The following is a 23,874-nucleotide window of genomic DNA, read 5'->3' as shown; positions in this document are numbered from 1 at the left end:
ACACTAGACAAATCGAAAAGTGGAGGCGACTCCCCAACTCTGACAAGCGCTGGAGGGCCGATCGGTGAAGTCGTTCTTTGACTTCATTGGGCGGACCGAACTCGAAAAGTATAGCCGACTGTTCAGAAACGCAGAAACTGGAGACTCCGACAAAGAAGCGCTTTTTGCTTCTGCCTGCGGAGTTGAAGTTTCGGAGTTTCTAGGAGGCGACACTAGACAAGCGACTCGAGGGGCTAGGCGCTGGAGCTGGATTAAGAAAACTACATGTAGTTATTCACAGCTAATAATTTTATAATTTCCTAAGAAAATAAAAAGATGACCATACCATTTTTGATATGATCATCCATTAGTTTATCAGATTCGTCATCCATTATAAAAGCAAGGCTAGTGTCTTACAGCATTTTTTCAAGGAACTCTTTTGCCCTGTTGCTCTTCGGGCTGCTGAAGAATTCTGCTGGAGGGGCATCCTCGACCAATACCCCGTCATCGAGGAAAAGTACTCGATCGGCGACTTCACGGGCAAAGCCCATTTCATGTGTGACGATCGCCATTGTCATTCCGGTATGGGCCAGTGACTTCATAACCTCAAGCACCTCTTTGACCATTTCCGGATCCAATGCGGAGGTTGGTTCGTCGAACAGCATGACTTCAGGGTTCATTGCAAGAGCCCTGGCGATTGCTACCCGCTGCTTTTGGCCTCCAGACAGCCTGTTCGGATATTCATTTGCCTTTTCGGAGAGTCCTACTTTTTTAAGAAGCTCCAGTCCATGTTTATCGGCTTCAGCCTTCCCCGTCCCTTTAACCTTTATCGGTGCATACGTAATGTTTTGCAGCACGGTCATATGCGGGAAAAGGTGAAAGTGCTGGAACACCATTCCCACATTTTCACGGACTTTCATAATATTCGTTTTCTTGTCGGTAATATCATCTGAGCCAATCATGATCTGGCCGCTTGTCGGCTGTTCAAGCAAATTAAGGCAGCGGAGGAAAGTCGATTTCCCTGAACCTGATGGCCCGATGATGGCAACAACTTCACCGTTTTCGATTGTAGTTGTGATTCCCTTTAGAACTTCCAGCTTGCCAAATGATTTATGAAGGTTTTGTACTTTAATCACTTTGTCTCATTCTCCTTTCAACCAGCTTGCCAATGAATGTCAAGGAGATGACCATGAGATAATAGATTAGGCCGGCAAAAATAAACGGCTCAAAAAATCTATACTGCTCCCCGCCAACAATATACGCTCTCCGCATAATATCATTTGCTGCAATAACCGTTACAATCGCCGATTCCTTCGTCAGGGTGATAAATTCATTCATCAATGCAGGCAGAATATTTTTTAAAGCCTGCGGCAGGATGATGTCCTGCATCATACGATTTCCGGGAACCCCAAGAGCCATCGCTGCTTCTTTCTGTCCTTTATCCACCGCTAAAATTCCAGCCCGAATGATTTCTGATATATATGCAGCCGAATTCAAAGAGAAAGACGCCACCGCGGCAGTGTAGGATGATATTTCAAAGCCGATAATCTGTGGAGCTCCGTAATAAATGATCATCAATTGCAAAATGAGCGGAGTGCCGCGAAAAATGGATGTATAAACATCTGCGAACCAATGGAGCGCCTTGTATTTGCTAATTTTTAAGATTGCAAGGATGATTCCAAATGCAAAGCCCAGAAGCCCTGCTACCAATACTATTTTCAGTGTGACGCCAATTCCCTTCAGGATATATGGCAACGAAGGAAGGATGGCGGTAAAATCTAGATCCATATTCTTAACAGCCCTCTCTGTCTATTTCATGAAGGAGAAAGGCGCCCAGAAGACATTAGCATTCTGAACGCCTGTTTTTGATTCTTACTTTTCTCCGCCAAACCATTTAACGATCAATTTGTCTACTTCGCCGTTTTCCATTTTTTCTTTCAGAACCCTGTTGAATTCCTCTGTCAGCTTACTTCCTTTAGGGAACGCGATGGCTGAACCGGCTTCTTCTTCGCTTCCATCATCAATCGTAAATCCAGCAAGATCAGGATTATTCTTGAAGTACCCTTCTGCCACTGTATCTTCAATAATCGCTGCATCAATACGTCCAGCTTTGATCTCCTGTACCAATTCAGGGATCCTTGTGCGTTTCTCAATCTTGATTTCTACTGTCTCGGCAATTTTTTCAGCTTCTTCTTCCTGGATCGACGATAGCTGGACACCAACAGTCTTTCCTTTTAGATCTTCGATTGATTTGATGTTGCTGTCTTTAGCAGAAACAATCATATGCTTCGCTGTATAGTAAACATCAGTGAAGTCAACGTTTTCTTTACGTTCTGGAGTTGGAGTCATACCTGCCATGACAAAATCAACGCGATCCGCCTGGATTGCACCGATAAGGCCGTTAAAGTCCATATCCTTAATTTCCACTTCATACCCTAATTCACTTGCAATCAGATTTGCCAGATCTACGTCAAAACCAATGATTTCATCACTTGTAGCTGTTTCCACATATTCAAACGGAGGATAGTCAGCTGAAGTCCCCATTGTTAGGACCTTCTTTTCCTCACCGCCGGCACCGGATGTTTTTTCAGTGCTTGTCCCGCATGCAGCGAGAATACCCATTAATAAGACGCTCATCATAAAAACTGAAATTACTTTTTTCATTTGTTTGTTTTCCCCCTATAATGTTCATTCTATAATTTTATACAAGTTTATTAATATATCAGCTATTAAACTAATAATTTTCTGCATAACAACTAATAATTATTAACTAAAATGTATTTTAACACATATTAATAAATATGCAATAATATTTTTAAATATAAATAAAATGTATTTTACCAACAAAAAAAGAACCCCGACATAACGGGATTCTTCAGTAATTATATTTCTTCGCAATATTCTTCGAATGCATTTTGCAGTTTGTTCACTACTTGCATTGGGTCGTGGCCTTCGATTTCATGGCGTTCGACCATTTTGCAAAGCTTGCCGTCCTTCAACAATGCGAAAGATGGAGATGATGGCGGGTAGCCCGTAAAATAGCTTCGTGCTTTTTCTGTTGCCTCTTTATCCTGGCCGGCGAAAACAGTCACAAGATTATCTGGGCGCTTATCATAATGAACAGCATGTGCTGCTGCAGGACGGGCAATGCCTCCGGCGCAACCGCAAACTGAGTTTACCATGACAAGTGTTGTGCCTTCTTTAGCCAATGCTTGTTCTACTTCCTCACTCGTTGTTAATTCTGTATATCCAGCTGCCACGATTTCCTGGCGTGCCTGGCGGACTACATCGTTCATGAAAAAATTGAAATCCATGCTCATCGTTCGATCTCTCCTCTGCTGAAAAATAACTGGTACATAAATACATGATACCAATTAAAATAAATTTTTCAAAGTATGTTTAACTCTCAGGAATTCCGGGAAAGGTAACAATACAGCTAGATCCATACCCCTAAACTCCCTAGATGAAGGACAACGGAACATTCCGTTGTCCGCTTTTTTTGTAATAATAAAAAGCTGTCCAGATCGGACAGCTTATTTTTTCGCCTCGAAAAAGGCTTTGAATAACTCATCGACTCCAGATGCAACGGGCCTGTTTCCCGAAATAACTTCGTTTTCTACTTTTGGAAGCAAACTCTTAATTGCAGGATGTTGGAAAAAATTCATCTGAAGCTGATCGATGATCATATCATTCAGCCACTCTTTTGTCTGGAATCTTCTTCTTTCATCAAAGGCCCCGCTTTTTTTCGTCAACTGTTCAAAGGCAGTGATCGTTTCCCAGATTTCATCAATACCTTTGTTCTGAATCGCTGAACTGGTCATGGCAGCTGTCTGCCAGCCTTTTGTCGCAGGCTGAAGGAAATGAAGGATCCGGTTATACTCTTCTTTCGTCTTTTTCGCTGATTGTTCATTTTGTCCATCTGCCTTATTGACAATCACCGCATCCGCAAGCTCCATGATTCCTTTTTTCATTCCCTGAAGTTCATCGCCGGCACCTGTCAGGACGAGGAGCATGAAGAAATCGACCATATCCCTGACAATAACCTCACTTTGGCCTACCCCTACCGTTTCAACCAGTATGACATCGAAGCCGGCTGCTTCACATAAAAGCATCGTTTCCCGTGTTTTCCGGTGGACACCACCAAGCTTTCCTCCCGAAGGTGATGGCCGGATGAATGCCCGTGGATTCCGCGCCAGCTTTTCCATCCTCGTTTTATCGCCAAGAATGCTCCCTCCAGTCAGGCTGGAGGTCGGATCAACCGCAAGAACCGCAACCTTATGCCCTCTATCGCATAAATAGCTGCCAAAACTCTCGATAAACGTGCTCTTGCCAGCACCAGGAACACCTGTGATTCCAATCCTGATGGAGCGTCCTGATTCAGGCAAAAGCTTATGCAGGAGGGTTTGGGCCGTGTGAAAGTCATGCTCAGCATTGCTTTCAATCAATGTAATCCCTTTTGCCAGTGCTGTCCTGCCCCCGGTCTTGATTTCATCCGCAAGTGACATCGGATCCAAGCTGGGAGTATTTTTTTTCTTAACAAAACGTCCGGCTTTCGCTGCAGGTCTATCGGCATTTACACCCGCCACTCCAGGCTTTACAACACTTGAAAACGAATCAGCCTTTCCTGGTTCGAACCATTCCGGCTTTTTCTCATCTGCCATTAACTGGACACTTCCTCATAGCCCAGACGCTCATAAATGGTCCGTAAGACCTTTTGTGCCGCAACTGGAATGACCGTTCCAGGTCCAAAAATCGCACTTGCTCCGTTATCGTAAAGGAATTGATAATCCTGGGCAGGGATGACCCCTCCAACTATGACGACAATATCCTCCCGGCCTAATTTTATTAGCTCCTTTACAAGCTGCGGCAATAATGTTTTATGTCCAGCTGCCAATGAGCTGATCCCGATCGCATGGACATCATTTTCAACTGCCTGGATCGCTGTTTCTTCAGGCGTTTGGAAGAGCGGGCCAATATCTACGTCGAAACCTAAATCAGCGAAAGCGGTTGAAATGACCTTTGCTCCGCGGTCATGTCCATCCTGTCCCATTTTCGCAATCATGATTCGCGGCCTGCGTCCTTCATTTTCAAGGAATTCCTCAGTCATTTGCTGCACCTCGGCAATTTCCTCCCCATTTGTGAACGCTGTGCTATACACTCCGCTGACTGATCGGATGATTGCTTTATGCCTTCCAGCTGCCTTTTCAATTGCATCAGAAATTTCTCCAAGTGTCGCCCTTTCGCGTGCAGCCCTTACCGCATATTCCAACAGGTTGCCTTCGCCTGTTTCTGCTGCCCTCGCTAGATCATTTAGAGCTTCCTGGGCTTTTTCATCATTGCGGTTTTCTTTCAGCTGTTTGAGCCTTTCAAGCTGTTTCGCACGGACGGCTGTATTATCAATATCGAGAATTTCCAGTGGATCCTCCTGGTCCAGCTTAAATTTATTCACGCCGATGATCGTTTCTTTTCCAGAGTCAATCTGTGCCTGGCGCCTTGCCGCTGCTTCTTCAATCCTCATTTTAGGAAGTCCGGTCTCAATTGCTTTCGCCATCCCGCCAAGACTTTCGATTTCTTCGATATGCTCCCAGGCACGCTCGATCAATGCATTTGTCAGGCTCTCAACATAGTAACTGCCTGCCCATGGATCAATGACCTTCGTAATCCCGGTTTCTTCCTGAAGAAATAGTTGTGTATTGCGGGCAATGCGTGCGGAAAAATCGGTCGGCAGCGCAATTGCTTCATCCAGTGCATTGGTATGCAATGATTGAGTGTGGCCCATTGCCGCTGCATGTGCCTCTACCAACGTTCGAATGACATTATTATATGGATCCTGTTCAGTCAAACTCCATCCGGATGTTTGCGAATGAGTCCTCAAAGCCATCGACTTTTCATTTTTCGGATTGAATGTCTTGATCATTTTTGCCCAAATAAAGCGTGCAGCCCTCATCTTGGCCACTTCCATGAAATAATTCATACCGATTGCCCAGAAGAAGCTTAGCCGTGGTGCGAATGAGTCAATATCGATTCCAGCCTTAAGGCCAGTTCTTACATATTCAAGACCATCCGCGAGCGTGTACGCCAATTCGATATCCGCTGGAGCACCCGCTTCCTGCATATGATAGCCTGAAATACTGATTGAGTTGAATTTTGGCATATATTTTGATGTGTACTCAAAAATATCGGCAATGATCTTCATCGACATTTCCGGCGGGTAAATGTACGTGTTCCGGACCATATACTCCTTCAGGATGTCGTTTTGAATCGTCCCTGATAATTGATCCTGTGTTACGCCCTGTTCCTCGGCCGTCACGATGAAGAACGCCATGATGGGCAGCACTGCACCATTCATAGTCATGGATACAGACATCTGGTCAAGCGGGATTCCGTCGAACAGAATTTTCATATCTAAAATGGAGTCAATCGCTACTCCCGCTTTCCCGACGTCACCCTCAACCCGGGGATGGTCAGAATCATATCCCCTGTGCGTTGCCAGGTCAAAGGCAACAGACAAGCCCTTTTGGCCCATTGCAAGGTTTCGCCTGTAGAATGCGTTGCTTTCCTCCGCAGTCGAAAAACCTGCATACTGCCTTACCGTCCATGGCCGGTTGACATACATTGCTGGATATGGTCCCCTCGTATAAGGAGGGAGGCCAGGCATGCCTTCCATATGTTCTGAGTCCTTTACATCTTCTTTCGTATACACTGGTTTCACCTTGATCTGCTCATTCGTTTCAAATAACAAATCATCGATGTTCTCCTGTATGTGCTGATTCACTTGTTCCTTGCTGACTTCCTTCTCCTCAGCAAACAAACGGACTTTTCTAAAATCAGGCTTTTGCATTTTCTCCCACCTCCATTTCCTGAAGCATAGATGATAGAGTCTGCAACGCATTGCTTCTTACATGCAGGAACTCTTGTATTCCGGCAGTTTTCCATTCGCTTTGTTTTTCATCCGGGATACCTGCCAGGTAAAGCTTGACCTCGTGCTCACTTGTAATCTCCTGCGCCAGATTAGGCCCAAAAGAATTGTAGGTCTGCTGATCGCCGCATATAACAAACTGTTTCGCTTCACACGAGTTTATGAAATCAATGGCTGCTGAAATAGAGTCCACTTCCCCGCTTCTTTCAGCAAGGATTCCTCCGGCTGACAACAATCCAGAAATAAAATCTGCTCTTGCCTTATGATTCTTCAGATCACCCAGGCAAATCAAGCCGACCTTTGGCACTGAACCCTTTTCCTGCAGCTTCTTCGCCCTGAACCTCAATTCTTCATATGGCTCAGCTAATCTTTTTAAGTTCAATGGAGCAAAGCTTGGTTCCACTTCTTTAAAACTCTCAAACAGAGAGCTGCCTGACGAAATTTTATCGATGGCAGCATCAAGTGAGTCGCTCATGTAATGACTTTTAATCTCCTGGACTGCAGGTTTACTGATATTATCTGAAAGGTTGGCATAAACGTTCGTTCCGATCATGCTCTTTTTACGCGCAGCAATATCCTGTTCACGGGCTTCAGCTGTCTGGGCGATCTGCTCCTGGAGCCAACCTGAATTCAATGTTTCATATATACCGCCCTTTTGATCCATATCAAGGAATAATTCCCATGCCTTTTCAGCCAGTTCCTTTGTTAATGACTCAACATACCAGGAACCGCCTGCTGGATCGGCCACTTTTTCAAGATGGGCTTCAGATTTGAGCACCAGCTGCGTATTTCTGGCAACCCTTTCGGAAAAAGGGTTCACAGTTCCTGCAGGTTCATCAAAGCTTCCACTATGCAGGTACTGAATTCCTCCTAATACTGCAGCAAAGGATTCATTTCCAACCCTAAGCATATTCACGTATGGATCAAAAATTGTTTTTGAGAACTTCGAGGTTTCAGCTGATATGATCATTTTACGATCTTCAGACTCTGCTCCAAAAGCTTCTGCTGTTTTACTCCACAAGAGTCTGGCAGCTCTAAGCTTCGCAGTTTCCATAAAAAAGTTTGATCCGATCGCAAATTTGAATACAATCTTTGATAACGCTTTCTTTAATTCCCAACCATTGTCGAGCAGCTTTTGAAGGAGATAAGCACCTGTAGATACGGCAATAGCCAATTCCTGCACGGCATTAGCACCGCTATTATGGTATGGGACACTATTGACTAGTACAGTCTTAACTTCTGGCAATTGCTGTGCTGCTTCTTCAAGTACCTTTGCCCATTTCGTAAAAAATTCATCTTCCCCAGCTGGGAGTCCGCCAAGCAAGCCTGCTTCGGCAATTGGATCACCTGCCACGAAACCTGAAAGTCCTTCAGCACTGCCAGATTCCTTTCCGGCAACAGCCAAAGCTGCAAGCAATGGCGTCTGTAACAATCCAGCGTCCAGAGCTAGTGGATACTTATTTTTATAAGATGAAATGAAGGAAACCAATGCACGGTTATCGGAAAACAACCCCTGTTTTACGTCAAAAGCAATAGCGGTTTGTCCCTTTGATAGCGCATTGTCGAGTTTCTCTTTCAACTCGCCTATATTAGAGTAAAAAAGGCGGTTTGCAATCTGCCAGGGCTCAGACTGATATCCAAGAGAATGGATGCCTCTCCTATAATCAAGCTGACCAGGCAGTTCTCCTTCCAATTCAACTGGAAGATCCCCTTTGGTATAAAGCGGTTTTAGAGTAATATTCTCATATGTATTCGTATAAAGAGAATCAATTGGTTTGCCCTTTAATGAGGCTTCGGCTTTTTCCTGCCAATCTTCAAATGTTGCATCTTTGAACGAGGTAGCTTTCATATTATCAATCGTCATAAACCTTACTGTCCATAGTTCAGACAGCTTCCCCCCCTTCACAAAAATTGTAGTAAAATTCTAATTTTTATACTCTACTATATTTTAGTATACGAATCCTTTTCTAGCAACGAAGGACAATTTTTATGCGGTCGAGCCAAAATTAAAACGCCCAGGTTCTCCTGGGCGTTTTGCATATTTATTAATAGATGGACGTTGTCTCTTTTGATGTATTCTCTAGGATTTCCTTAACCCTTGCAAGGAAGCGGCCGCAAACCAGGCCATCGAGCACACGGTGATCAAGGGACAGACAGAGGTTCACCATATCACGGACAGCAATCATGCCATTATTCATGACGACAGGGCGCTTAACGATCGATTCTACCTGGAGAATCGCTGCCTGCGGGTAGTTGATGATTCCCATTGATTGAACGGAACCGAAGGAACCTGTGTTATTGACTGTGAATGTTCCGCCTTGCATATCCTCGGAACGAAGCTTGCCTGTGCGCACCTTTTGAGCAAGCTCATTGATTTCACGGCCAATGCCTTTGATTGTTTTTTCGTCTGCATTCTTGATGACAGGAACGAAAAGGGCATCATCGGTAGCGACTGCAATGGAAATATTGATGTCCTTTTTCTGGATGATCTTATCTCCAGCCCACATGGAATTAATCTGCGGGAATTCCTTCAATGCCTGGGCAACTGCCTTCACGAAGAAAGCAAAGAATGTAAGGTTGAAGCCTTCTTTCTTTTTAAAATCATCCCTAAGGCCATTCCTGTACTCTACAAGATTCGTAACATCCACTTCTACCATCGTCCATGCATGCGGAGCTTCGTGCTTGCTGCGAAGCATGTTAGCGGCAATCGCCTTGCGGACTCCAGTCACAGGTATCTCAATGTCACCGACAGCCACTGGTACTGAAGGTGCTGGGGCTGGTGCTGCAGACTGTGATGGGGCTGCAGCTTGAGTTTGTGTTGCTGGCTGTGATACTGCAGCTTGAGTTTGTGTATTTTCTTTTACTTCTTCTTTCTGTGCTGAAGCTTGTGGAATATTGCCAGATTCAATGATTTGCTTTATATCTTTGCGCGTAATCCTTCCGCCAGCTCCACTTCCATTGACCAGGGTTAAATCTATGTTATTCTCCTGAGCCAGCTTTAATACAGCAGGTGAATATCTAGCTTTGCTTCCTTCATCCGCTGCTTGTTCTGAAGCTGGAGCGGCACTTGCTGAAGTTGAAGCAGCTGCATCCGCTGCTGGTGCTGCATCAGAAGTTCCGCCTTCAATTTCAATCGTACAGATTATCTCACCAACTGCCAATGTATCCCCTTCACCCGCAATCAATTCTTTGATTGTACCCGAAAATGAAGATGGTACCTCAGCATTTACTTTGTCGGTCATGACTTCTGCAAGTGGATCGTATTTATTTACTTTGTCACCAACGGAAACCAGCCACTTGCTGATTGTCCCCTCAGTTACACTCTCACCTAATTGAGGCATTTTAATTTGTTCGATTGCCACAGATTGACCCTCCTTCTCCATCATTCTATATCCAATGTGACTATGTTAAAATTCGGCAAGCTCTCTCATTGCTTTTTCTACTTTATCAGGATTGATCATGAAATACTTCTCCATTGTTGGAGCGTAAGGCATAGCTGGTACATCCGGGCCAGCAAGTCTCTTGATTGGTGCATCCAATTCAAATAAGCAGTGCTCAGCAATAATCGCAGAAACTTCACTCATGATGCTGCCTTCTTTATTGTCTTCTGTCACAAGAAGGACTTTACCAGTTTTCGAAGCAGCTTCGATAATTGCTTCTTTATCCAATGGATATACTGTTCGAAGGTCAAGAATATGGGCGGAAATCCCGTCTTTTGCAAGTCTTTCAGCTGCCTGCAGCGCAAAGTGTACTGCCAGGCCGTAAGTAATGACCGTGATATCCTCGCCTTCACGCTTGACGTCAGCTTTGCCGATCGGAAGAACATAATCGTCTTCAGGAACTTCGCCTTTGATCAAGCGGTAAGCACGCTTATGTTCGAAGAATAATACAGGATCTTCATCACGGATCGCAGCTTTTAACAATCCTTTTACATCATAAGGAGTCGAAGGCATTACGATCTTCAAGCCAGGCTGGTTCGCAAAAACTGCCTCTACAGACTGTGAATGGTAAAGCGCTCCGTGGACACCGCCGCCATATGGAGCACGGATAACCATCGGACAGCTCCAGTCATTGTTTGAGCGGTAACGGATTCTTGCCGCTTCTGAAATGATCTGGTTTACAGCAGGCATGATGAAATCTGCGAATTGCATTTCAGCGATTGGGCGCATACCGTACATTGCGGCACCAATCCCGACACCTGCAATAGCGGACTCTGCCAGAGGTGCATCGATTACCCGGTCTTCACCGAACTTTTCGTACAAGCCCTGTGTCGCTTTGAATACCCCGCCTTTTTTACCAACGTCTTCACCGAGGACAAAAACTCTCGGGTCTCTTTCCATCTCTTCTTTGATTGCCAATGTAACTGCATCTATATAAGAAATTACCGCCATTTCCGTTCCCCCTTACTCTTCAGCATATACGTATTTCAGAGCATGTTCAGGCTCTGCATACGGTGCATTTTCAGCATAATCGGTTGCTTCATTGACCAGCTTCATGATTCGATCGTTAATTTCCTTTTCACTATCATCATTCATGATGCCATTTTCTTTTAAATATGCGCCGAAGGTAATGATCGGGTCCTTCGTCTTAGCCTGCGCAACCTCATCTGGAGCGCGGTAGCTTCTGTCGTCATCATCTGATGAGTGTGGAGTCAGGCGGTAGGATACAGCCTCGACAAGAGTCGGTCCTTCACCACGGCGTCCGCGGTCAGCAGCTTCCTTGACCACTTTATAAACCTCTAAAGGATCGTTTCCATCAACAGTGACGCCTGGCATGCCATAACCGATTGCACGGTCTGAAACCTTTTCAGCTGCGACCTGTCTCTCGTAAGGGATCGAAATCGCATATTTATTGTTTTCTACCATAAAAATGACTGGAAGCTTATGAACGCCGGCAAAGTTAGCACCCTCGTGGAAGTCACCTTGGTTTGATGAACCTTCTCCAAACGTAACGAATGTTACCAAATCCTTCTTCTCCATTTTGCCTGCAAGAGCGATACCGACTGCGTGAGGAACTTGAGTCGTAACAGGTGAAGATCCAGTCACGATCCGGTTCTTCTTTTGACCGAAGTGACCAGGCATCTGACGTCCCCCGGAGTTCGGGTCTTCCGCTTTGGCAAAACCGGAAAGCATCAGGTCTTTTGCAGTCATGCCAAAAGTTAAGACCACTCCCATATCACGGTAGTACGGAAGCACATAGTCCTTTTCACGATCCAGGGCAAAAGCAGCTCCTACCTGTGCCGCTTCCTGTCCCTGACAGGAAATAACGAACGGAATTTTTCCGGCACGATTCAACAGCCACATCCGCTCATCCAGCCGGCGGGCCAACAGCATTGTTTCATACATTTCCAAAACTTTTTCATCACTTAAGCCAAGTGCAGCGTGACGATTTTCTGCCATCTTTATACCTCCCAATTGTTCGTACAAGGCTCTTTTACCTGAGGTAAAAGAGCTCTTGTTCAAAATATATATTAAGAATGGATTGCTTTGCCATCCACAGCCAAGGCTGCTTCGCCGATGGCCTCAGACAATGTCGGGTGCGGATGGATTGTATGGGCAACTTCCCATGGTGTAGCGTCTAACACTTTCGCAAGTCCCGCTTCTGAGATCATATCTGTTACATGCGGGCCGATCATATGGACACCCAGAATATCATTGGTTTCCTTGTCAGCTACAATTTTCACAAAACCATCGGATTCACCATATACAAGCGCTTTTCCAATTGCCTTGAAAGAAAATTTGCCTATCTTTACATCGTGACCTTGTTCTTTTGCCTCGTCTTCAGTCAGTCCAACGCTCGCGGCCTCTGGAGAGCTGTAAATACATTTTGAGACGAGCGTATAATCGATTGGGTGTGGATTTTGATTGGCAATGTGCTCAACAGCCACTATACCCTCATGTGATGCCACGTGAGCTAGCTGCAAACCGCCAATCACGTCACCAATTCCATAGATGTGGGATTCCTTTGTCTGGAAGTATTCGTTCGTCTGGATGAAACCTCTTTCCAGCTGAATATCTGTATTTTCAAGGCCTATTCCTTCAACATTCGCCTGGCGCCCTACAGAAACAAGCAATTTTTCAGCAGTGAATTCTTTCATTTCGCCTTTAACCTCAGCACTGATCGTGACACCATCGCCTTTTTGCAGGGTCTCTGATAAGACTTTGGCGTTCGTTATGATTTTTACGCCTTTTTTCTTCATTGCGCGCTGCATTTCTCTTGAAACATCCTTGTCCTCAGTGGGAACGATACGGTCTGCGTATTCAATGACTGTAACCTGAGACCCAAAATCTGCAAGCATGGATGCCCATTCAATCCCGATTACGCCTCCGCCAACGATGATGATCGACTTAGGCAGATCCTCCATAACAAGCGCTTCATCAGAAGTCATCACGTATTGGCCATCCGCTTCAAGCCCAGGCAAAGTTCTTGGTCTTGAACCTGTCGCAACGATGACATTCTTCGGAATCAGCATCTCGTTTTCCTCGCCATTGTTCATCTCAACAGAAATGGTTCCTGGCATTGGTGAAAATATGGATGGACCTAAAATCCTTCCCAAACCTTCATAAACATCGATTTTGCCTTGTTTCATCAGGTGCTGTACACCACGGTGCAGCTGCTCGACGATTTTTTCTTTTCTTTCCTGTACCTTTGTGAAATTGACGCGAACTTCACCTGTCGTCACGCCAAAATCTTCACTTTTCTTTGCTGTGGCATAAACCTCAGCACTGCGGAGCAATGCCTTACTGGGGATACAGCCCTTATGCAGGCATGTTCCGCCAAGCTTTCCTTTTTCAACGATGGCAGTTTTCAAGCCAAGCTGAGAAGCTCTGATTGCTGCAACGTATCCGCCTGTACCGCCCCCGAGAATGACCAAATCATATTCTTGAGCCATCTAAATCCCTCCTCTATATATGGTTTATATCGTTTATTTGTTTACTGAGGTTCTGACTGATCCTTAAAGCCAGCCATCCTACCTGCCCGGATATTCTTTTACTTTTTCTTCACTTCGCAAAATACGAAGGGCTCCTTCAGCAAGGGCTTGCAATTCGTTTTCTCCCGGGTGGACAATGACGTCTGCAATCCAGTTGATCCGTTCAGAGATTTCCTGGACGAACTCTTTGCCATATGCAAGACCGCCTGTCAGAACAATCGCATCTACTTTCCCAGCAAGGACGGCACTGGCAGAACCGATTTCCTTTGCTACCTGGTAAGCCATCGCTTCGTATACAAGCTTTGCCTTCGAATTTCCTTGCTTGATCATCTTTTCGACCTTTATCGCATCATTCGTTCCAAGGTATCCTACTAGACCACCCTGGCCGACAAGTTTTTTCATGATTTCTTCCCTGAAGTAATCACCAGAAAAACATAATTCCACAAGGTCGCCTGCCGGTACTGTACCTGCACGCTCGGGACTGAAAGGACCATCGCCATGCAGACCGTTATTCACATCGACAACCCTTCCCATTTTATGGGCCCCTACAGTGATCCCTCCGCCAAGGTGAGTAATAATCAAGTTCAATTCTTCATATTTTTTACCTAGCTCTTTTGAGACCCTGCGTGCGACTGCCTTTTGATTCAAGGCATGGAAGATGCTTTTTCGTTCAATAAGGGAGAATCCTGACACTCGAGCTACCGGGTCAAGTTCATCGACCACGACCGGGTCGACGATAAAGGAAGGGATATTCAAACCAGATGCGATTTCATAGGCAAGAATACCTCCAAGATTTGAAGCATGCTGGCCAGAATAACCCGCTCGCAGGTCTTCGAGCATCTTATTATTCACTGCATATGTTCCGCCTTCGATTGGCCGTAAAAGCCCGCCGCGCCCACAAACAGCACTTAATTTTGAAATGTTGATTCCTTCCGTATCAAGCGTTTCAAGTATCGTATTCTTCCTGAATTCGTATTGGTCGATGATGGTTTCATAAGAGTTTATGACAGTTGAGTCATGCCGGATCGTTTTTTCAAATACGGATACCTCATTATCATATACTCCAATTTTCGTTGATGTAGATCCTGGATTGATGACTAGAATCCGATGTTCTGTTTGTTGCACAGTTAAACCTCCAATTAGCTTGCGGATACCCTAAAATCCGCAATACGTCAGTAGCATTTAGGAAACAGCAGAGGCGCCGAAACAAATATTCAGCGCTCTCTGCGGAACCTTTCATTAAGGCTGTTTTCGAATGTTGCTCTTTGCATAAAATTTCTTTTCACACAAGAAGCAACAAAGGTGACGAAAAAAGACTTAATTAACGGCGGCTTAGGATATGGTGGCCGTTTTGCAGGAATTGGCTGCGGGAGTTGCGCATTCTCTCAATACGCTCTTCTGCCATACGGTCAGCCGCTTTATAAGTAGGAAGTCCATCCCTCTTAGCAATTTCAATTACTTTTTCGATGTTGTTGTAAATCGTTTCAACCTTTTTCATTGCTCTCTCAGCATTATAGCCGTAAAGCTCATCTGCAACGTTGATTACACCGCCAGCGTTGATAACATAATCCGGAGCATAAACAATTCCCATTTCATGGATGATATCTCCGTGCTTTGTATCCTTGAGCTGGTTGTTAGCGGCACCAGCAATAACCTTTGCCTTTAACTGAGGAATTGTTTCGTCGTTGATTACCGCGCCTAATGCACATGGTGCGTAAATGTCACAGTCTACACTGTAGATCTCATCCGGTTCAACTGCTTTTGCACCGAATTCCTCAACCGCTCTTTGTACAGCTTCCTTGTTAATATCCGTAACAATCAGCTGGGCACCTTCCTCATGGAGGTGGCGGCAAAGATTAAATGCCACGTTGCCTACACCCTGAACAGCGATTGTTTTTCCTTCAAGCGAATCCGTTCCGAACGCTTCCTTAGCAGCTGCCTTCATCCCTCTGTACACGCCATATGCTGTTACCGGAGAAGGATTTCCTGATGAACCGAACGCTGGTGAGATACCAGTGACATAGTCTGTTTCCTCATGGATTAAGTCCATGTCTGCAACAGTTGTACCTACATCTTCAGCAGTAATATATCTTCCGTTCAAGCCCTGGATATAACGGCCGAACGCACGGAACATCTCTTCGTTCTTATCCTTGCGAGGATCTCCGATAATAACTGTTTTTCCGCCGCCAAGGTTAAGGCCAGCAGCAGCATTCTTGTATGTCATGCCTTTAGCAAGGCGAAGTGCATCCTCGATAGCCGCTTCTTCTGATGCATAAGTCCACATACGAGTTCCGCCCAATGCTGGTCCAAGAGTCGTATCATGAATCGCGATGATTGCTTTCAATCCTGATTGTTTATCCTGGCAAAATACAACCTGCTCATAATCGTACTGTTCTAGATACTTGAAAATTTCCATACCTAATTCCTCCCCTGGTTTATGTAATTATTTAGCAGCAGAGCATAACGCTAATGCAAGTGAGTATAGCTTGCTTTCAGCTGTGTCCGCCCTGGATGTTAACACGATTGGAGCTTTAGCCCCGGCAATGACAGCGCCAACCTTTGCGTTGGCAAAGTACATTAATGATTTATATAGAACATTTCCTACCTCGATTGCAGGGACTAAAAGTATATCCGCCTGGCCCGCAACCTCACTTTTGATTCCCTTGTGCTCTGCAGCAAGCTGTGACACCGCATTATCAAGGGCAAGCGGCCCATCCACAATGCAACCGGGAATTTGTCCTCTTTTGTTCATCATTGTTAATGACGCAGCATCTATTGTCGCCTGCATCGCTGGATTGACCACTTCTACGGCTGCCAGCGGTGCCACTTTCGGCATATCAATTCCGATAGAATGTGCTACCTTTACTGCATTCTTGATGATTTGTGCTTTTTGCTCAACGTCCGGTGAAATATTCATCGCTGCATCGGTTACGATTGTGAATCGATCGTAGCCTGGCACTTCAAAAACCGCCACATGTGAAAGTACCGTCCCGCTCCTCAGGCCATATTCTTTATTCAGGACAGCTTTTAAAATCACAGCAGTAGGTATATTACCTTTCATTAAGACATTGGCTTCTTTGTTCTTGACTGCTTTCACAGCCATTTCTGCTGCAGTATTATTATTTGACGCGGAAATGATTTCAATCCCCTTGCTGTCCGCAAGGTCTGGATGCTTCGCTGCGATCATCTGCTCTATTTCTTCCTTGTGTCCAAAAAGAAGAAAATGGGCAAGTTCCAGTTCGACAGCTTTGGCAACCGCTTCTAAAATCTCAGAGTCTTCTGCGGCTGCAACAGCTACTGTTTTCCTGCCACCTTGGGATGCCATGCTGATAAGTGAGTCTAGTTTCATGACTGTTTCAACCCTTTCTGTTCTTCTCGCATCACCACTAATTATATATGCAAGAACTGTGCCAACTTAAATTGTTGAAAACGCTTTACTTTTCCTGAAAAACATTGTGCAATAAATTGCAGGGTATGAAAATTATTGCATGCTATTTGCTTCAATGTTATATTTTTCGAGCTTGTAATATAAATTTCTTACCGACACCCCTAAAGCTCTGGCCGCAGCTGTTTTATTTCCTTTCACAGCCTTGAGAGTTGACTTGATTACCTTAGCCTCATACTTTTCCAGCTGGACTGCAAGAGTTTCAGCGGGGACAGCTTCGCCAAAGTGATCATCTTTTTCCTTCACTTGGCTGTTCTGCAAATCAGGTAAGTGCTCCATTCGGATAATTGTTTCGCTGTAGCTCAAGAATATGATGGCACGGCCAAGGACATTTTCGAGCTCCCTGACATTTCCGGGCCAATCATACGCCATCAGCCTCTTAATTGCTTCCTCAGAAACTCCTTCTACGTTACGACCATAATCTTGATTGATTTTTTGAATCAATCTTTCGCAGAGGAGCGGTATGTCTTCCTTCCTTCTTTTCAGAGGAGGAATATGAATCGGCATCCTGTTCAGACGATAATATAAGTCTTCTCTAAAACTGCCATTCGCAATCGCCTTTTCGAGGTTCATATTCGTTGCAGCTATGACCCTGACATTGATTGCTACAGGCTTCGTTCCTCCAACCCGGACAATCTCTCTCTCCTGCAAAACCCTGAGCAGTTTAGCCTGGGTGTTGGCAGGCAATTCACCTATTTCATCAAGGAAGATACTGCCGTTATTGGCTTCCTCGAAGAACCCTCGTTTCCCGCCGCGTTTGGCACCTGAAAATGCTCCTTCTTCATAGCCGAAGAGTTCGCTTTCGAGCAGTGATTCTGAAATCGCTGCGCAGTTTACCCGGATGAACTTGTTGAACTTCCGGTCGCTGGCATTGTGAATCGCATGGGCAAATAATTCCTTGCCTGTTCCTGACTCCCCGCGAAGGAGGACAGTCGCAGGAGTTTTTGCACCCAGCTTTGCCTGTTCAATCGGAATTGTCATTTCCTCTGATTGACCGATAATATCCTCGAACGAGTATTTCGCTTCAAGCGTCCTGATAATCTGCCTTGCTCGTGTCAGCTCCCGATTCAAGCTCTGGATCTCCGACATATCATGGATAACCCCGACACTTCCCTTTAACTTCCCATCTACTATGATAGGCGCAACATTGACAACAACCTCTTTTTTATTGGGTCCAACCCGCATCGCTGTACCACGGACCGGTCTTCTCGTCTTGAGCACCTTCATATGCATGCTCTCGCCTTCAGATATATCAGCGGTGGCCGGCTGCCCGATTACTTCCTCTTCCTGAAGTCCGGTTATCCTGGTATAAGCAGGATTGATCATGATTCCCCGTCCATCCTCATCTACTACAGAAATGGCTTCGTCACTGGAGTTTATGATGGCCTGAAGCATTGTTTGGATTTCTTTTAAGTTCGTTATCTCTTCCGCAAGATTCACAACTTCAGTTATATCCTTAAAAACAGAGAATGCTCCAATCAGTTGGTCATTTTCATCTATGATCGGTATCCTTGTCGTGATGATTTTAGACCCATTCGGAAGCATTAATTCCTGATTCGCCTCTATCTTCCTTGTATTCAGTACTCTTGGAAGCTTGCTGGTTGGTATGATTTCGGAGACATGTTTGCCTTCTGCATGTTCACTTGTTGTTCCTGTTATTTTTTCTGCGCTTTTGTTGAACAACGTTACGATTCCTTCTGTATTGATGACAACCATGCCATCACCAGAAGAATTAAATATCAAGTTATGTTCATATGTAATTTTCCTGAGAGTTTTTATCAATTCTTCTTTTTCTTCTAAAAGAGTGGCCAGTAGGAATGCGACACTACCCGGTATCAGCACAGTGTTTTTACCGCGAGCATCCCTTAATTCCTTAAAGACCTCTTCCTCACCTGTCACTTCAATGATAATATCCAACTGGTCAGACATATACGTATGCCAGTCTGTCCCGGTTTGAATGCCTTCATTTTGCGCTGCGATAATCCCTGGAGCATCAGGATTGAGATCCACCACTGCAACCACATCTGCAGTCTGCTTGAAAATGTCAAGAATGGCAGTTCCACCCTTACCCGCGCCTACAATCATTACTCTTTGCATAATATCCACCACATATCTAGAAAAATATTTCATGGAACAAATTTATAGTCTGCAAAATCTTTCACTATTATTGTAATTCTTTTTGAATGCGCTGACAAATTTCTTTGTTTTCAAACTCTTCTGCAGACAATTCCGTATGAGCATCTTATATTGCGAAAAAACACGGGGTTGAGTATACTTTTTAGATGAGGACACATAACGAGGGGAAACCAAATGATCAGGATCATAGCATTAATCATTATGTTGATACCAGGCGTCATTGCTGCTTTAGGGGTAAAACTGATGCGCGACATGGTGTTTGGGATTTTGCATGCACCTTTCCCATTCTTATGGCTCCAATTCCTGGCGGGACTTCTCTTTTTCCTGGCTGGATTGGGGTTCATCGCTGGTTTTATCCTGCATCGTGATCGAAAAAAAAATAAAGTCCAGGCATTTTTCCGAATTCCTGATAGCAATAAAAAGCAAAACAGGCCTTGAGATTATTAGGCCTGTTTTATTTTTTCTCTGATTCTTTTTGCCTTTGCTGGATCATCTGTTATGAGCGCACTGCAATTCACCATGAACAATCTTTCCAGCTCAGTCTCTTTATTTACCGTGTATGGTCTTACTTCGATTCCGCTCTCAAGTGAAGCCTTAACGATTTGATCAGGCGCAGCCCGCCAGTGCGGATGAAAGCCTTTCGCCTTGATTGACTGTGCGTAAATCCAGGGCATGTATAAGCCTTCAGAAAGCAGGGGTGCGATTTCAATCTCAGGAGCCAGTAAATAGCTATGGACAATGCTGTAGTGGTTGAAGGAGGAAATGATAATCCTGTCTGATAAATCGTACTCCCTCACCATATTGATTACCTTTTCTTCCATACCTTCATAAGGAATTATGCTGTTTTTTAATTCGATATTGCATACCATCGAGGTACCAGATAACCATTCCAGGACTTCGGCCAAAGAAGGAATCTGTTCTTTCTCTGGTGTTTCCTTAAATTTGAAACGGGCATCCAGCTTTCTTAAATCCTCGAATTTATAATCCATTACCAGTCCAGTTCCATCGGTAGTTCGATCGACCTTTTCATCATGAATCACGACCAGCTCACCGTCTCTAGTCATTTGGACATCGAGCTCCAAGCCATCTGCACCTGCTTTTTCTGCTTCTTTAAAGGCAAGCATAGTGTTTTCTGGATATTCTGCTGCATAGCCGCGATGTGCTAAAATAAGAGTCATAAACCATCACACCTATCTTTTTAAATTTGGAGGTAAAAACAATGAGACCATTACATATCTCTGCGGAAACCGCTGTTAAGCTTTCCGAAAAACTCGGTGTACCTATTGAACAAATCATGCATATGCCTCAGCATATCCTTATTCAAAAGTTAACGGAACTTGAAAAAGAGAAAGAAAAGTAGATCTCAAGACGCCTTTAAGGCGTTTTTTTAATCTACGCACCATTGTGTTATAGCAAAGCATCCTTAGTACATATACATGATAATATGCATACACAGGTTTCACCAAATTTCAAACATATAAAAACATCTTACTTTAGTACGGCAAAACCGTGATAAAGTAAGATGTTTATCCTAAAATGTTATGAATAAATAGCTAAAATGCCTAACTCTTTCAAGAAGCTTTGTGTTCAAGGCGCAGCTTGTCAGCGACCATCGCGATGAATTCCGAATTTGTTGGCTTTGCCTTCGACATTGAAACAGTATATCCAAACAACGAGGAAATGGAATCGATATTCCCTCTGCTCCACGCAACCTCAATCGCATGGCGGATGGCACGTTCTACACGGCTTGCCGTTGTATTGAATTTCTTGGCGATGTCAGGATAGAGGACTTTTGTGATCGAGCCAAGAAGTTCAATATCGTTATAAACCATGGAAATGGCCTCACGCAAATACATATAGCCTTTAATATGGGCAGGAACACCAATTTCATGGATAATGCTTGTAATGCTAGCATCAAGGTTTTTAGGCTTGTTTTCAGCATTTGCTCTGCCGTAATTGATTGATGAAGATGGTTTTCGGGCTACTGATTTTGCCTTGCCGCTTACCTGGCGGATATGTCCTGCCAGATGCTCCATATCGAAAGGCTTTAGAATGAAGTAGGATGCCCCTAGCTCTACTGCCTTCTTGGTTACATCTTCCTGGCCAAATGCTGTCAGCATGATAACATTCGGTATGATTCCCTTCTTCATATCACGAAGTCTTTCCAGGACCGCCAATCCGTCGAGGTGCGGCATAATAATATCTAAAAGCAAAACATCTGGATCTGTATCTTCCAGCATTTCTAAGCATTCCTGGCCATTATGGGCAACCCCTACAATCTCCATATCATCCTGTGAAGAAATATACTCTTCAAGAAGACCTACTAATTCTCTGTTGTCATCAACAACGCATACTTTTATTTTGTTCACTACTTGGTTCCTCCTCAATCCAATTATGATCACAAATATTATCTTCTCTAAATTCTATTCTAAATGACTAATTCGACAATGCAACAGAAATTCCTCTTATTTTTAATTTTTTCTTAAAAAAGTAATATTTTCTTATAAATGCTTCATTTTCCTTTGTTTTTCGACTAATTTCGTCAGTTGACAAAAAAAGGTTGGTGATTTTGTCGAATAATCTTCATATTCAGGGTTTCAAGATTGGTTTGTGCTGATTTCCGTTCAGGCACTTCACTTTCCTCGGAGCTGATTGTGAACCTCATAGACGAAAGCTTACCCCAGTTGTAATGGTTGCTGTCCCTCAACATAGCAGCTGATGATGGACACTTTTTCAGGATTTCCATGGGTTTTTGTCCGTCATGCCGGTGATGATGGAAACTTTTTCAGGATTCCCATGGAGTTTTGTCCGTCATGCCGGTGATGATGGACACTTTTTCAGGATTCCCATGGAGTTTTGTCCGTCATGCCGCTGATGATGGACACTTTTTCAGGATTCCCATGGAGTTTTGTCCGTCATGCCGGTGATGATGGACACTTTTTCAGGATTCCCATGGAGTTTTGTCCGTCATGCCGGTGATGGTGGACACTTTTTCAGGATTCCCATGGAGTTTTGTCCGTCATGCCGGTGATGATGGACACTTTTGCATGTTTATCATGCCATTTCTGTCCGTCATGCCCTCGAGAAAACAAAGAAAAGGCGGCTATTTGCCGCCGCCGAATTCCTGTGTTAACTTGCCTGCTCTCTTGGTTTTTCGTATATGTCGATGCCAGCTTCATTCAGCATCCACTCTATGTGAACTCCATATCCGCTTGTTGGGTCATTTACGAAGACGTGAGTTACAGCGCCTACTAGCTTGTCACCCTGGATAATAGGACTTCCACTCATCCCCTGGACAATTCCACCTGTCTTTTCCAATAACTCAGGGTCGGTTACCTTTATCACCATGCCCTTTGTTGCTGGAAACTTTTGAGGGATGGTGCTGACGATTTCTATATCAAAAAGGTTCACCTCGTCATTATTAACAACCGTCAGGATTTTCGCTGGACCTTCTTTTACTTGATGAGAAAGAGCTATAGGCAGAGGTTTATCAAATACTCCATTTGAAATATCCTTGTTCAGTTCACCAAAGATCCCAAAAGGACTGTTTCTTTTGATATTCCCAATGACTTCCCGGTCTGATGAAAAGCGAGCCAACTTTTCCCCCGGGTTCCCTTTTCCCCCTTTTTCGATCGAAGTAACAGTTGATCTCACAATTTGGCCATCCCCAACGACGATCGGTTTTTTCGTATCCATGTCAGAAATGACGTGTCCGAGTGCTCCATATTTTTTTGACTGCGGGTGATAAAATGTCATCGTTCCGATACCTGCAGCTGAATCACGTATATATAACCCTAGCTTATATGTGTTTTCATTTACGTCTTTTTCTGGCTGGAGTTTGGTTTTGACTTTTTCATTTTCCCTTTTGATTACAACATCCAAGGGCTTGCCGTTTTCTCCCGCTTGCTTTACAAACGGGCCAACATCTGCCATTTTTTCAATCTGCTGTCCATTGATTTCAGTGATAATATCACCTTTTTTTATGCCAGCTTTTTCACCTGGCGATACTCTTCCTTCATTAGCCTGCACCTGGTGATGTCCGACCACAAGGACACCTACCGTATTTAATTTTACTCCTATAGATTGACCGCCTGGCCTGACCTTGAAATCCTTCAGGACATTGACATCGACTTTTTTAACAGGGAAGCCCGCTAATTCAAGGACCATTTCATCCTTCCCATGCCTTTTCGCCTCAAGCGTCAAGGTTTCACCTTGTTGGTTCACTCCGATACTTGAGTCTTTTACTGGAGCAGTAACCTGTATTGCATTTGCCTGGAAATCAAGCTTTTGCCCCTCGAATAACGTTATATCTCCTGGAATAGACAAATATTCTTGTACTGGTTTTGCAAATCCTAAAGCAATTAATGAAACAAGGAGAATTCCACCAATAAATTTTCTGAGAAAATCTTTCTTCAATTCATTTCACTCTCCTCGCTTCTAGTCCACACACATCGAAATGGCTAC

The 23,874-nt window shown here is 44.3% G+C and carries 21 protein-coding genes; 3 read left to right on the top strand and 18 right to left on the bottom strand.

Annotation, left to right across the window (positions count from 1 at the left end):
* Window positions 1–64: 64 nt before the first annotated feature.
* Window positions 65–295, top strand: coding sequence for a hypothetical protein (locus J7I80_RS16685; protein WP_214739588.1), 231 nt, complete (start codon window positions 65–67; stop codon window positions 293–295).
* A 97-nt stretch (window positions 296–392) separates the two neighbouring features.
* Here J7I80_RS16685 and J7I80_RS16680 read toward each other — a convergent pair whose 3' ends face one another.
* From J7I80_RS16680 to J7I80_RS16610, 15 genes are all read right to left on the bottom strand, one after another.
* Window positions 393–1,115 carry an amino acid ABC transporter ATP-binding protein gene (locus tag J7I80_RS16680; RefSeq protein WP_214739586.1) on the bottom strand — a complete coding sequence of 241 codons (723 nt, stop codon included), beginning with the start codon at window positions 1,113–1,115 and terminating at the stop codon, window positions 393–395.
* Complete coding sequence (locus J7I80_RS16675) at window positions 1,108–1,767, bottom strand: amino acid ABC transporter permease (protein WP_214739584.1); 660 nt, start codon at window positions 1,765–1,767, stop codon at window positions 1,108–1,110. Before J7I80_RS16675 ends, J7I80_RS16680 begins: the two co-directional genes overlap by 8 nt.
* Window positions 1,768–1,851: 84 nt before the next feature.
* Window positions 1,852–2,643, bottom strand: coding sequence for a transporter substrate-binding domain-containing protein (locus J7I80_RS16670; protein ID WP_214739582.1), 792 nt, complete (start codon window positions 2,641–2,643; stop codon window positions 1,852–1,854).
* Window positions 2,644–2,861: 218 nt separating this feature from the next.
* The gene (locus J7I80_RS16665; RefSeq protein ID WP_214739580.1) at window positions 2,862–3,299 is read right to left on the bottom strand and encodes a BrxA/BrxB family bacilliredoxin; all 438 of its coding nucleotides are present in this window, start codon (window positions 3,297–3,299) and stop codon (window positions 2,862–2,864) included.
* 213 nt (window positions 3,300–3,512) lie between these two features.
* Window positions 3,513–4,640, bottom strand: a complete 1,128-nt coding sequence (gene meaB, locus J7I80_RS16660; RefSeq protein WP_214739578.1) for a methylmalonyl Co-A mutase-associated GTPase MeaB — start codon at window positions 4,638–4,640, stop codon at window positions 3,513–3,515.
* Complete coding sequence (scpA, locus tag J7I80_RS16655; protein ID WP_214739576.1) at window positions 4,640–6,820, bottom strand: methylmalonyl-CoA mutase; 2,181 nt, start codon at window positions 6,818–6,820, stop codon at window positions 4,640–4,642. The genes meaB and scpA overlap by 1 nt, the downstream gene beginning before the upstream one ends.
* A complete protein-coding gene (locus J7I80_RS16650) occupies window positions 6,807–8,762 on the bottom strand; it encodes a methylmalonyl-CoA mutase subunit beta (RefSeq protein WP_214739574.1) in 1,956 nt (651 codons plus the stop codon). Before J7I80_RS16650 ends, scpA begins: the two co-directional genes overlap by 14 nt.
* Window positions 8,763–8,943: 181 nt before the next feature.
* Window positions 8,944–10,260, bottom strand: a complete 1,317-nt coding sequence (locus J7I80_RS16645) for a dihydrolipoamide acetyltransferase family protein (protein WP_214739572.1) — start codon at window positions 10,258–10,260, stop codon at window positions 8,944–8,946.
* 45 nt (window positions 10,261–10,305) lie between these two features.
* Window positions 10,306–11,289: an alpha-ketoacid dehydrogenase subunit beta gene (locus J7I80_RS16640; protein WP_144476445.1), complete on the bottom strand. Its 984-nt coding sequence runs from the start codon at window positions 11,287–11,289 to the stop codon at window positions 10,306–10,308.
* A 12-nt stretch (window positions 11,290–11,301) separates the two neighbouring features.
* Window positions 11,302–12,297: a thiamine pyrophosphate-dependent dehydrogenase E1 component subunit alpha gene (locus tag J7I80_RS16635; RefSeq protein WP_214739570.1), complete on the bottom strand. Its 996-nt coding sequence runs from the start codon at window positions 12,295–12,297 to the stop codon at window positions 11,302–11,304.
* Between the two features lie 71 nt (window positions 12,298–12,368).
* Window positions 12,369–13,790 (bottom strand): dihydrolipoyl dehydrogenase, encoded by a 1,422-nt coding sequence (lpdA, locus tag J7I80_RS16630; protein WP_214739568.1) that lies wholly within the window; start codon window positions 13,788–13,790, stop codon window positions 12,369–12,371.
* A gap of 78 nt (window positions 13,791–13,868) precedes the next feature.
* Window positions 13,869–14,954, bottom strand: coding sequence for a butyrate kinase (buk, locus tag J7I80_RS16625; RefSeq protein WP_214739566.1), 1,086 nt, complete (start codon window positions 14,952–14,954; stop codon window positions 13,869–13,871).
* 196 nt (window positions 14,955–15,150) lie between these two features.
* Window positions 15,151–16,245, bottom strand: a complete 1,095-nt coding sequence (gene bcd, locus J7I80_RS16620; protein WP_192470720.1) for a branched-chain amino acid dehydrogenase — start codon at window positions 16,243–16,245, stop codon at window positions 15,151–15,153.
* Window positions 16,246–16,272: 27 nt separating this feature from the next.
* A complete protein-coding gene (yqiS, locus tag J7I80_RS16615) occupies window positions 16,273–17,178 on the bottom strand; it encodes a phosphate butyryltransferase (RefSeq protein WP_214739564.1) in 906 nt (301 codons plus the stop codon).
* Window positions 17,179–17,310: 132 nt separating this feature from the next.
* Window positions 17,311–19,371, bottom strand: coding sequence for a sigma-54 interaction domain-containing protein (locus J7I80_RS16610; RefSeq protein ID WP_214739562.1), 2,061 nt, complete (start codon window positions 19,369–19,371; stop codon window positions 17,311–17,313).
* Window positions 19,372–19,584: 213 nt separating this feature from the next.
* Between J7I80_RS16610 and J7I80_RS16605 the strand changes: the two genes are divergently transcribed.
* Entirely contained in the window at window positions 19,585–19,848 is a 264-nt protein-coding gene (locus J7I80_RS16605; protein WP_214739560.1) for a DUF2627 domain-containing protein, read from the top strand.
* Window positions 19,849–19,853: 5 nt separating this feature from the next.
* Here the strand turns inward: J7I80_RS16605 and J7I80_RS16600 are convergent, their stop codons facing one another.
* Window positions 19,854–20,588: a glycerophosphodiester phosphodiesterase gene (locus J7I80_RS16600; protein WP_214739558.1), complete on the bottom strand. Its 735-nt coding sequence runs from the start codon at window positions 20,586–20,588 to the stop codon at window positions 19,854–19,856.
* 41 nt (window positions 20,589–20,629) lie between these two features.
* Here J7I80_RS16600 and J7I80_RS16595 point away from each other — a divergent pair, with 41 nt between their 5' ends.
* Window positions 20,630–20,770, top strand: a complete 141-nt coding sequence (locus J7I80_RS16595; protein ID WP_023627393.1) for a YycC family protein — start codon at window positions 20,630–20,632, stop codon at window positions 20,768–20,770.
* Between the two features lie 211 nt (window positions 20,771–20,981).
* Here the strand turns inward: J7I80_RS16595 and spo0A are convergent, their stop codons facing one another.
* Together spo0A and spoIVB are read right to left on the bottom strand one after the other, a co-directional pair.
* The gene (gene spo0A, locus J7I80_RS16590) at window positions 20,982–21,779 is read right to left on the bottom strand and encodes a sporulation transcription factor Spo0A (RefSeq protein ID WP_214739556.1); all 798 of its coding nucleotides are present in this window, start codon (window positions 21,777–21,779) and stop codon (window positions 20,982–20,984) included.
* Between the two features lie 760 nt (window positions 21,780–22,539).
* Window positions 22,540–23,826 carry a SpoIVB peptidase gene (gene spoIVB, locus J7I80_RS16585; RefSeq protein ID WP_214739554.1) on the bottom strand — a complete coding sequence of 429 codons (1,287 nt, stop codon included), beginning with the start codon at window positions 23,824–23,826 and terminating at the stop codon, window positions 22,540–22,542.
* Window positions 23,827–23,874 lie beyond the last annotated feature (48 nt).

The organism is Bacillus sp. ISL-41 (assembly GCF_018613235.1).
Classification (GTDB): Bacteria; Bacillota; Bacilli; order Bacillales; family Cytobacillaceae; genus Mesobacillus.
This window is presented reverse-complemented; position numbering and strand designations above follow the sequence as displayed.

Excerpts from the sequence above, each read along its gene's own strand:
- meaB (WP_214739578.1), bottom strand. The coding sequence starts at position 4,640 with ATGGCAGATGAGAAAAAGCCGGAATGGTTCGAACCAGGAAAGGCTGAT.
- J7I80_RS16610 (WP_214739562.1), bottom strand. The coding sequence starts at position 19,371 with ATGCAAAGAGTAATGATTGTAGGCGCGGGTAAGGGTGGAACTGCCATT.
- J7I80_RS16640 (WP_144476445.1), bottom strand. The coding sequence starts at position 11,289 with ATGGCGGTAATTTCTTATATAGATGCAGTTACATTGGCAATCAAAGAA.
- yqiS (WP_214739564.1), bottom strand. The coding sequence starts at position 17,178 with ATGAAACTAGACTCACTTATCAGCATGGCATCCCAAGGTGGCAGGAAA.
- J7I80_RS16600 (WP_214739558.1), bottom strand. The coding sequence starts at position 20,588 with ATGACTCTTATTTTAGCACATCGCGGCTATGCAGCAGAATATCCAGAA.
- lpdA (WP_214739568.1), bottom strand. The coding sequence starts at position 13,790 with ATGGCTCAAGAATATGATTTGGTCATTCTCGGGGGCGGTACAGGCGGA.
- J7I80_RS16635 (WP_214739570.1), bottom strand. The coding sequence starts at position 12,297 with ATGGCAGAAAATCGTCACGCTGCACTTGGCTTAAGTGATGAAAAAGTT.
- bcd (WP_192470720.1), bottom strand. The coding sequence starts at position 16,245 with ATGGAAATTTTCAAGTATCTAGAACAGTACGATTATGAGCAGGTTGTA.
- J7I80_RS16670 (WP_214739582.1), bottom strand. The coding sequence starts at position 2,643 with ATGAAAAAAGTAATTTCAGTTTTTATGATGAGCGTCTTATTAATGGGT.
- J7I80_RS16595 (WP_023627393.1), top strand. The coding sequence starts at position 20,630 with ATGAGACCATTACATATCTCTGCGGAAACCGCTGTTAAGCTTTCCGAA.
- J7I80_RS16605 (WP_214739560.1), top strand. The coding sequence starts at position 19,585 with ATGATCAGGATCATAGCATTAATCATTATGTTGATACCAGGCGTCATT.
- J7I80_RS16650 (WP_214739574.1), bottom strand. The coding sequence starts at position 8,762 with ATGACGATTGATAATATGAAAGCTACCTCGTTCAAAGATGCAACATTT.
- J7I80_RS16675 (WP_214739584.1), bottom strand. The coding sequence starts at position 1,767 with ATGGATCTAGATTTTACCGCCATCCTTCCTTCGTTGCCATATATCCTG.
- J7I80_RS16665 (WP_214739580.1), bottom strand. The coding sequence starts at position 3,299 with ATGAGCATGGATTTCAATTTTTTCATGAACGATGTAGTCCGCCAGGCA.
- scpA (WP_214739576.1), bottom strand. The coding sequence starts at position 6,820 with ATGCAAAAGCCTGATTTTAGAAAAGTCCGTTTGTTTGCTGAGGAGAAG.